Here is a 9504-nt window from a genome sequence, read left to right as displayed (position 1 = left end):
AGTGATTAATCCATCCTGACCGCGCCTTACTCTTCGCTACGACGTTAGCTGTCCGGGTCGTCTGGGTCGATTTTTGGCGACAACGAGCGGTTAGGGTGTCGCCGCGTTCAGGCATGGGGACATGGTCCGGTTTCCTGGCAGGATTACGTCGTGGATTTTGATGTATCGCCGCGGTTGCCGGAACGGGCGAGTCTAGACTGTCGAAAACGGCGAGGATGAACTGTCGAAAACAGCGAATAAAAGTTGTCGAAAACGTAGACTGCCGTCATGTTCGACTATCGCGCACGCGTCGTCGACGCGGAGCTCTCCGAGCGGCTGACCTCGATCGGTGCTGTCCTCATCGATGGGCCGAAAGGCTGCGGGAAGACGGAAACCGCCCTGCGCCAGGCCAAGAGTTCAGTCCGCTTCGACACCGACCCGAACGCGCGGGCGCTCCTGGGACTCAACCCGGACGAGCTGTTCGACCAAGAGTCGCCGATCCTTTTCGATGAATGGCAGCGCGCGCCGGAGATATGGGACCAGGTGCGGCGGCATGTCGATGATCTGCGCCGCCGTGGCCTATACATCCTGACCGGATCGGCGACTCCGAGATATGAGCGCGAACTGCACTCCGGCGCGGGTCGGATCGGCACGCTCCGGATGCGGCCGATGAGCCTGTTCGAATCCGGCCATTCGACGGGTGAGGTTTCGCTGGCTGCTCTGCTACGCGGAGAAGACCAGAAAGCAAAGAGAACCGCGATGACGGTCCCGGGCCTCATGGAGCGGATCGTCATCGGCGGCTGGCCGGCGTTGCTCGATCATTCCGAGCGCAGCGCCCGGGGGTGGCTTGCCGACTACCTTGCCCAGATCGTAGACATCGACATTCCTGAGCTCGGTACGGGCAAGCGCACTCCGGACCGACTACGCCGTGCACTCGCCTCGCTCGGGCGATCCGTCGGAACAGCGATCAAAGTCACCGCACTAGGCGCAGACATCGCCGGTGACGATCACCGGGCTCCGGCAAAGGAGACGGTGAACTCCTACCTCGACGCGCTTGACCGTCTTAAGCTGACCGAGAACTCGCCGGCGTGGAAGCCGCACATGCGTTCGCGCACCGAACTACGCGAGGCGCCGGTTCGTTACTTCGTCGACCCGTCACTGGGTACCGCCGCGCTCAAGGTTGGATCGCGGGATCTGCTTGCTGACATCGAGGCCGCCGGATTCCACTTCGAGGCGATGGCAGTCCGCGACCTTCGCATCTATGCCCAGCCGCTCGGCGGCGCGATGTACTCCTGGCGCGAGTCTCATGGTCGCAAGGAGGTTGATGCGATCGTCGACACACCGGACGGTTGGGCCGCATTCGAGGTGAAGCTGACGGGCGACCAAAACGTCATCGACAGCGCGGCGAAGGGCCTCCTACACTTCGCGACCGACGTGGATGCCTCGAAGCATGGCAACCCGTCTGCTCTCGTTGTCGTGACTGCGACCGGCGGTGGTGGGAAACGAACCGACGGGGTTCACGTCCTGCCGATCTCGGCGCTAGGGCCGTAGCCGTCAACGCGTTGCATACCGCAGCGGCATCCGGGCGGGCTCCGCCGAATTGACGACAATTTTGACGACAACGGCGACAACAACTGCTCCCTCGACCACAGACCCTACACAGCGGAAACGTCAGCGTCGTGCCTGATAAAAGATTCGGGCTGCTCCTGGCAGTGTGCGGGTCAGGGGGGTTCGAATCCCCTTAGCTTCACAGAGAAACCACAGGTCACGGCGTTTTGGCACGAGCAGTTCGGCGGCGGCGGCGTCGGAGTAGCGCTGAACCAATCGGCGCCGCTGTGTTGGCCAGATCTTCGGTTCCGACCGACAGCAGCTGCAGCCGGTTTCCTTGCGTGGAGATTTGGTCCAGTCGTTCGGCGCTCAGTGTGCGAACTGAGGTCGGCGCTTTTCGAGAAACGCGTTGATGCCCTCGTTTCCGTCGGGGGAATCGGCGCATTCGGCGATGAGTCGACCCTCCAACTCCATCTGTTCCTCGAGGCCGGTTTTGAACGACATCAACACCAGCTTCTTCACCGCTGACGCGGATTGCCTTGCGCCAGAGGCGACCTTCTCCGCGAGCGCATCCGTGCGGGCAGCGAGCTCCGTACTCTCGGCGACTTCTGTCACCAAGCCCCAAGCCAACGCCTCAGCGGCAGACAGTGCTCGATTGGTCAACATCAGCTCCTGCGTCCTACGGACGCCGATGAGCCGGGGCAGATAGAACGACGAGCTGCCGTCGGGGCTCAAACCGACTGTGGTGTAAGCCATTGTGAACGACGCCGACTCTGCCGCAAGGACCAGGTCGCCCGTCACCGCCAGACTGAAACCGGCTCCAGCCGCAACCCCGTTGACGGCGGTGATCAGTACCGCGTCCATCCGAGCGAACGTGGAGATGGCGCGGTGCAGGTCGTCGGCCATCGCCTTGACGTAGTCGCCGGGCGTGCTCGATGACGATGCCATCGCCCTGAGGTCTCCCCGGCGCTGAAGAATCGTCCAGCACCGGTGAGGACGACAACCCTGGTGGCACCGCGATCGCAGCGCTTGGCCGCATCGGCAAGCTCGCGCAGCAGTGTGTCATTCATCGCGTTGGCGGCATCGGGGCGATTCAAGGTGATGCGGGCAATCGGCCCGGATGACTCAAGGACGATGGCCTCGTATTCGGTCATTGCGCCCCTCTAACGAGCAGGTTCTCGCTGGATCACGGAGTCAGCACGGCTTTGAGGATCTCGCCGCGGTGCTGTGCCTGCACCGCCTCGTTGATCTGGGCCAGCGGCATCGTGGTGATCAGCTTGTCGAACGGGAACTTGCCCTGACGATGCAGATCGAGCAGGTAGGGGATGAAGGTCTGCGGGTCGGCGTCGCCTTCGATGATGCCTCGGATAGTTTGGCCGAGCAGGGGTGGCTGGAACAGCCCAACCGAAAAGACGGCCTCCGGACTGGCAGGCACGCCAAGCAACCCCAGCTTGCCCCGCACGCCAAGGCAGGCAAGCAGCTGCTCGGTGACGGGCGGCACCGCCGTAGTGTCAATCGCGTAACCGGCGCCCGCCGGCGAGATCTCTTTAATCTGGTCGGCCAGCGGGCCAGCGTTCGGGTCGACAGCATGGGTGGCGCCGAGATCGACGGCCAGCTTCCGCCTGCTCTCGTGCAGATCGATTGCGATGATTGACGTGGCCTCGCGCACCACGGCCGCCAGCACCGCGGACAGGCCCACCGCCCCCGCGCCGGCGACTACCACCGTCGATCCGGGTTGGACGTCAAGTGAGTTCATCACCGCGCCGGCCCCGGTCTGGATGCCGCATCCGAGCGGCCCCACGAGTTCGACCGGGGTACCCGGTGGTAGCTTCACCACGTTTCGCTCGTGCGCCAGCGCGTGCGTCGCCAACGACGACTGGCCGAAGAAGTTGGCCCCCAATGGTGCTCCGGCAGAGGCTAACCCGGATGATCCGTCCGGGCGCACGCCGCCGAAGTTGTATCCAAGGAAGTCGTAGCAATAGGCGGGTTCACCTGTCGCGCAAGTGGGGCATGCGCCGCAGCTGTTGAAGCTGAGAGCGACCTGATCACCGACGGCTAGCGACTTCACGCCGGCGCCGAGGCGCACCACGGTTCCACTGCCCTCGTGGCCCAGGACGCCGGGCAGCGGAAACGGCAATTGCCCGTGCTGCACAGCGATGTCGGTGTGACAGATGCCGGCTCCGGCGATCTCGATTAGCACCTCATCAGGTGCTGGGTCTTGAAGGTCGACCTCGGTGAGAGTGAACGGCGCGCCTACTTCTGGCACCACCGCGGCTGAGATGTGCATACGTTGTCTCCTTCCTAATCTGCGGCCTTCGATGCTCCACAGTTGGACTTCGTTAGCGCCTTCATAGATTTCGCCGACTTTGCTGTCGCGCCAGATGGACTCGAGATGGTTGGTTCGCTCCCGCGCCTAACAGCTCACCCATCTTGGGGACGACAACTTGGATCGCCTTCAGCGGGCGGACCAGCACCTTGAAAGAGGTGATCTTGTCCTCGTCGTTCCAGTGGATAATGTCGACGCCTTCGATATGCACGCCTTCGAGATTCGCGGTGAATTCCAGAACTGCTGAGCGATCGTCGAACCACTGCGCGACATAGCGGAAGTCGGCGTCGCAGAACATGAGCTCTGCGGCGCGCAAGTACCCGGCTACCTTCGCCCGACCCTCTTGCGGGGCGAATACAGCCGGGGAGTAGAAGACAGCATCCGGGGCGAGCAAATTGTCGAGGACGTCTATCTTTCCCTGCTCCATGAACTCGAGCCATCGGGCGATCGCGGGCGCAGGCATCGGTTCTCCTTGGCTCTTCTCGGAAACATTCATCGCGGCGCCATCCGGATCGCGCCGTCGAGGCGAATGACTTCGCCGTTGAGCATGGGGTTCTCGACGATGTGGACGGCCAGTGCGGCGTACTCGTCGGGGTTGCCAAGTCGGCTCGGATGCGGCACCGCAGCGCCCAGCGACTTTTGCGCTTGTTCGGGCAGCGACGCCAGCATGGGCGTCCTGAACAGGCCGGGGGCAATGGTGACAACGCGGATGGCCATGCTCGCCAGGTCTCTGGCGATCGGCAACGTCATACCGACCACCCCGCCCTTCGACGCCGAGTAGGCGGCCTGCCCTATTTGTCCGTCGAACGCTGCCACCGACGCGGTGTTGATGATGACGCCGCGCTCCTCGCCGAGCAGTTCGGTCTGGGCCATGCGTTGGGCGGCTAGCCGAATCACGTTGAACGTGCCCACCAGGTTGACCTGGATCACCTTGGTGAACTCATCGAGTGGGAAAACGCCGTCCCGGCCCAGGGTCTTGACGGCGTTGACCACCCCGGCACAGTTGACCACAATGCGCAGCGGGCCAAGCGATTCCGCGGCGTCTAGCGCCGTGGCCACGGCCACCTCGTCGGTGACGCTGCCCCCGGCGAACTGGACACGATCGCTGCCGAGCTCGGCGAGCACCTCCTCGCCCTTCAGATCGAGCGCGACGACGTGCGCACCTGCGTCAAGCAGCCGCCTCGTGGTGGCTAGACCGAGGCCGGACGTGCCTCCGGTGACCATGGCCACCGCGTCTTCGGTCTCCACTCGGCATTTCCTTTCGTTTCAGTGCGGTTCGCGCCCGCGGCTCCTCTCGTGGGAGCTGCCTAGTGACTGGCGAGACTGCGACTGATCACCAGTCGCTGGATTTGATTGGTGCCCTCGAAGATCTGCATGATCTTGGCCTCCCGCATGTAGCGTTCCACGCGGTAGTCGCGGGTGTAACCGACGCCGCCGAACACCTGGACAGCGTCGGTGGTGACTTTCATGGCGGCGTCGGTGGCGACCAGCTTGGCGACGGACGCGTGCCGGGAGTAGGGCAGCCCCGCATCGCGGCGTCGGGCGGCGTCCAAGTACGTCGCGCGTGCGGAATCCACCGCCGCGGCGGCGTCCGCCAGCAGGAATCCCAGGCCCTGGTGATCGATGATCTTGCGGCCAAAGGTGGTCCGCTGCTGGCTGTAGGCGACCGCTTCATCGAGCGCGGCCTGCGCTAATCCGACGGCGATGGCGGCGATTCCGAGGCGTCCGCTGTCCAGTGCGCTGAACGCGATTGGTAGGCCCTGTCCTTCGTTGCCGATGCGCCGCTCAACAGCGATGAACACGTCGTCGTAGTGCGCCGTCGTTGTCGGCACCGCGTGCAGGCCCATCTTCTCTTCGGGTCTGCCGAAGGTGAGCCCCTCGGCGTCTTTGGGCACGAGGAAGCAGGAAATGCCTTGTGCGCCTTTGGCGGTGCGCGCGAACAGGGTGTAGAAGTCGGCGATACCACCGTGCGTGATCCACGCCTTGGCGCCGTTAACCCGGTACCCATTGTCCACGGCAGCAGCACTGCATAGCAGCGCGGCCGCGTCGGAGCCGGCCTGTGGTTCGGACAGGCTGTAGGCGCCGATCATGTTGCCGCTCAGCATCTCCGGAAGCCATGTGTGCTTCTGCGCGTCGGTGCCGAACCCGACCAACGGATGGCAGGCCAGGCTGTGGACGCTCACTGCCACCGCGACCGCCGCCCATCGTGCGGCGATCTCTTCCAACACTTGCAGGTAAACCTCGTACGGCTGATTCCCGCCCCCCCATTCCTCGGGATACGGCAGGCTCAGCAGCCCCGCGGCGCCGAGGATCGCAAAGGCCCCCTCTGGATAGGTCTCCATCCGCTCGTGGTGGTCGACGATCGGCTCGAGCGCCTTATCTGCGATTTCCCGCGTGAGACGGATCAGCTCGCGAGCCTCGTCGGTGGGCAGCAGGCGATCGACAGGCACGCGAACTCCTTTCGATGCGAAGAACAGTGCCGAATTACCTGGCACAACATGAACGGTACCCAGGATCGGGGCCGCTTCGGCTCGCGAAAGCCCATTTGGGAGAGGTAGTTACGGCAAATGGGAGGTCCCCAACACCTGGCGGGATTCATACCGTGTTGCTATGGACGCACCAACGCAAAAGAGCCGTGCTTCGAGGGCGACTCACGTTTCGGGGACGAACGGCGCCGAGCCGAAGTTGCGAGCGAAAACGCGATCATCGAAGTCCGACAACGACGGTGCGCCGCCCGTGCAGGCGCGATCCGGGGCCGTGCGGCCGGAGATCACCGACCCCACCGGTCAGGTGCAAAATGTCGGCCTCGACCAGCTGCTGACCGAGGCCGCCAGCGCCGAGAGCCGGTTCGTGCCCGGCGCGGAGTTTCTCAAGGCTGCCGGTGGGCTTGCGCTGCGGCCCCGCCTGCTAGCGGGCCAAACCGCGACGGTCGCAGCCGACCTTGCCCGGGTGATCGCGGGTCGGTCCGGACGCACTCCGCCAAAAGGTGACTCACGATTCCGCGATCCCGCGTGGACGCAAAGTTGGCTATTTCGTCGGATCTGCCAGGGATACCTGAGCATCAGCGACTACGCGCGCGCTCTGGCCGATGAGTCAGGCTTGGACTGGGCCGACCACGAACGCCTGCGCCTGGTGGTCGACAACCTGATCGACGCGCTGGCCCCGACGAACTTCCCGCTGACCAACCCCACCGTGTGGAAGACGACCATCGATCGCGGAGGAGAGAACTTCGTCACGGGCGCACGCGCCGCAGTGCGCGACGCCCGTTCCCCGATAAAGCTGCCGGCTAGTGTCGATCCCACCCCGTTCGAGGTCGGAAAGACGATGGCCGCATCGCCCGGTGCCGTGGTGCGCCGCGATGATCGCTTCGAACTCATCCAGTACGAGCCGCGAACGGAACAGGTGCATAAGGTTCCGGTACTGCTCATCCCGCCAATGATCAGCAAGTTCTATGTCGTTGACCTTTCGCCAGGCAAGAGCATGGTGGAGTTTCTCGGTGACCACGGGCTGCAGCCGTTCGCGCTGTCGTGGGCGAATCCGACCCGCGACGACGCAGGCTGGAACCTTGAGGACTACCTCGAATCAATCGTCGAGGCGATCGAGACCACACGCGAGATCGCCGGAGCCGACGCGGTTCACGTGGTGGCCTTCTGTGCCGGCGGAATCGCCACCACTACCGCCGTCGCGCATCTGGCAGCGCTGGGCCACATCGATCGCGTCGCAAGTCTGAGCCTTATGGTCACCGTGCTGGACGTCCGCCGCGGCGGTCCCATCCTCAGCATCGCCTCGCCCGATATCGCCAAAGCGGCCAAAGCGAAAATCAAGCGCAAGGGTTACCTCGCCGGCACAGAGTTGGCGCGAACTTTCGCGTGGCTGCGACCCAACGACATGGTCTGGAACAACTTTGTCAACAACTACTACCTCGGCAACAAACCGCCGGCGCTCGACCTGTTGTTCTGGAATCTGGATTCGATGAACATGCCGGCGGGGCTGCACGCCGATCTGGTGGACCTCGCGCTCGCCAATCCGTTGGCGAACCCCGGTGCCCTCCGGGTCCTCGGCACGCCGATCGATCTGGCCCAGATCACCTGCGACGCCTATATAGCCGCGGGCGAAACCGACCACCTAACCCCCTGGCCGAGTTGCTATCGCAGCATCGAAATGCTGGGCGGCAAGACACGTTTCGCGCTGTCGACCAGCGGCCACATCGCCGCGGTCATCCACCCTCCCGGGAACCCGAAATCGGCTTACCGCATCGGCGACGAGTCGTGCCCGACGCCGGAGGAATGGCTGCGGTCCGCACAGGTGCACAAGGGCACCTGGTGGCAGGACTGGGCGCCGTGGCTCGCTGAGCGGGCGGGCGAGAAGGCAAAAGCACCAGACCGACTCGGCAATAGTCGGTACACGCCGCTTGATCCGGCTCCCGGCACGTACGTCTTCAAGCAATCCCACGGTTGATGACATGCCCATCGATGTCGATTCGGTCCTTGGCGCAGAGCTCGCGGAGCGGAAGGGCTCGTGGAGCGCGAGCGATGTCATCCTCTACCACTTGGGTTTGGGCGCCGGCGTTCCGCCCACGGATCCCGCTGAGCTTGCCTATACCTATGAGGGCCAGCTCAAAGTTCTGCCGTCATTCGGGGTGATCCCGGCCTCCCCGATGTTGTTCGACATGCTGGAGCTGCCCGGCATGGACATCGACCTGAGCAAGCTTCTCCATGGTGAGCAGGAGATGGAACTGTACGGACCTCTGCCCGTCAATCGCGCCGTTCGAACGTCGGCAAGGATCTGCGATGTCGTGGATAAGGGCAAAGCGGCGCTGGTGGTGCTCGAGACGGTTACCCGTGACGCCGAGAGTGATCAGCCTCTGGTCACCAACCGGTTCAGCGCGTTCATTCGAGGTGAGGGAGGGTTTGGCGACGGCGATGGTGCGCGATCGGCATCACCGCCGCCGGCTCCACCGGCACGGCAGCCGGACGTGGAAGTTGACTGCCGGACCCTGCCGCAACAGGCGCTGCTCTATCGCCTGTCCGGTGACATGAACCCGATCCATGCCGACCCCGAGTTTGCCCGCAAAGGCGGTTTCGATCAGCCCATTCTGCACGGCCTGTGCAGCTACGGGATGGTCTTGAAGGCGGTGGTCGACTCGGCGCTAGACGGAGACGTCGGCCGTGTCGGACGCTACCGCGCCCGATTCGCCGGAGTAATGTTCCCCGGGGAAACGATCACCGTCCGGATGTGGCAGGAGCCCGAGGCGGTGTTCGTCGAAGCGCTCTGCAGGGAACGCGGCACGCCGGTGTTGTCGAACGCCGTGATCGAGGTCCGCTAGCAGCTAGACAGGGCGGCCGGATGCGGACGATGGTGCGACTGAAGGCTGTTCGAGACTCGAAAGCGCGTCCGCCGGGTGCGATCGGTTCGGTAGCCGCCCGTGTCGCATCCACGTCGGACCTATGAGCGTCGGAGCCTTCCGGCAAGCGACCTACGAATAAGGGGCAGTGAGCAGGAGTCTTGGTGGTCGCGCCCGTAAATTCGTCGGGGGTCAGGCTGCACGGGGCTGGTGGGGTTGGGTACAAGTCGGTCGTTCACACGTAGACCGCGCCGAGCGTGTACTCATGGCGAAAAGTCGGCCGGCGCCTTGGGTACCGCCCTACACA

7 protein-coding genes and 1 pseudogene are annotated in these 9504 nt (G+C 64.1%); 3 read left to right on the top strand and 5 right to left on the bottom strand.

The annotated features are described in order from the left end of the window. Nucleotides 1-267: 267 nt before the first annotated feature. Nucleotides 268-1530, top strand: coding sequence for an ATP-binding protein (locus tag F0Q45_RS21335; RefSeq protein WP_188113074.1), 1263 nt, complete (start codon nt 268-270; stop codon nt 1528-1530). A gap of 366 nt (nt 1531-1896) precedes the next feature. On the opposite strand, the pseudogene F0Q45_RS21325 reads toward F0Q45_RS21335, so the two are convergent. The 5 genes and pseudogenes from F0Q45_RS21325 to F0Q45_RS21305 all read right to left on the bottom strand — a co-directional run bounded on the left by F0Q45_RS21325 (nt 1897) and on the right by F0Q45_RS21305 (nt 6303). Next, nucleotides 1897-2681 (bottom strand): annotated as a pseudogene (locus F0Q45_RS21325) (enoyl-CoA hydratase/isomerase family protein). A gap of 32 nt (nt 2682-2713) precedes the next feature. Next, nucleotides 2714-3814 (bottom strand): NAD(P)-dependent alcohol dehydrogenase, encoded by a 1101-nt coding sequence (locus F0Q45_RS21320; RefSeq protein ID WP_149655830.1) that lies wholly within the window; start codon nt 3812-3814, stop codon nt 2714-2716. A 61-nt stretch (nt 3815-3875) separates the two neighbouring features. Then, on the bottom strand, nt 3876-4316 hold the full coding sequence (locus F0Q45_RS21315) for a nuclear transport factor 2 family protein (protein ID WP_149655829.1): 441 nt from the start codon (nt 4314-4316) through the stop codon (nt 3876-3878). Between the two features lie 29 nt (nt 4317-4345). After that, a complete protein-coding gene (locus F0Q45_RS21310) occupies nt 4346-5101 on the bottom strand; it encodes a 3-hydroxyacyl-CoA dehydrogenase (protein ID WP_149655828.1) in 756 nt (251 codons plus the stop codon). Between the two features lie 59 nt (nt 5102-5160). Beyond that, complete coding sequence (locus F0Q45_RS21305) at nt 5161-6303, bottom strand: acyl-CoA dehydrogenase family protein (protein ID WP_149655827.1); 1143 nt, start codon at nt 6301-6303, stop codon at nt 5161-5163. Nucleotides 6304-6589: 286 nt separating this feature from the next. On the opposite strand from F0Q45_RS21305, the gene F0Q45_RS21300 reads away from it, so the two are divergent. Both F0Q45_RS21300 and F0Q45_RS21295 read left to right on the top strand, forming a co-directional pair. After that, nucleotides 6590-8311, top strand: coding sequence for a PHA/PHB synthase family protein (locus F0Q45_RS21300; RefSeq protein WP_188113073.1), 1722 nt, complete (start codon nt 6590-6592; stop codon nt 8309-8311). A gap of 4 nt (nt 8312-8315) precedes the next feature. Next, nucleotides 8316-9179: a MaoC/PaaZ C-terminal domain-containing protein gene (locus F0Q45_RS21295; RefSeq protein ID WP_149655825.1), complete on the top strand. Its 864-nt coding sequence runs from the start codon at nt 8316-8318 to the stop codon at nt 9177-9179. The last annotated feature ends 325 nt before the right edge of the window (nt 9180-9504 follow it).

The organism is Mycobacterium simiae (genome assembly GCF_008370645.1).
Taxonomy (GTDB): Bacteria; Actinomycetota; Actinomycetes; order Mycobacteriales; family Mycobacteriaceae; genus Mycobacterium; species Mycobacterium simiae_A.
The sequence above is the reverse complement of the archived record's forward strand: the minus strand, read 5'-3'. Positions and strand labels throughout refer to the sequence as shown.

What these genes read in the sequence shown, in the direction of transcription:
- F0Q45_RS21335 (WP_188113074.1), top strand. Translation starts at nt 268, where the DNA reads ATGTTCGACTATCGCGCACGCGTCGTCGACGCGGAGCTCTCCGAGCGG.
- F0Q45_RS21315 (WP_149655829.1), bottom strand. Translation starts at nt 4,316, where the DNA reads ATGCCTGCGCCCGCGATCGCCCGATGGCTCGAGTTCATGGAGCAGGGA.
- F0Q45_RS21320 (WP_149655830.1), bottom strand. Translation starts at nt 3,814, where the DNA reads ATGCACATCTCAGCCGCGGTGGTGCCAGAAGTAGGCGCGCCGTTCACT.
- F0Q45_RS21295 (WP_149655825.1), top strand. Translation starts at nt 8,316, where the DNA reads ATGCCCATCGATGTCGATTCGGTCCTTGGCGCAGAGCTCGCGGAGCGG.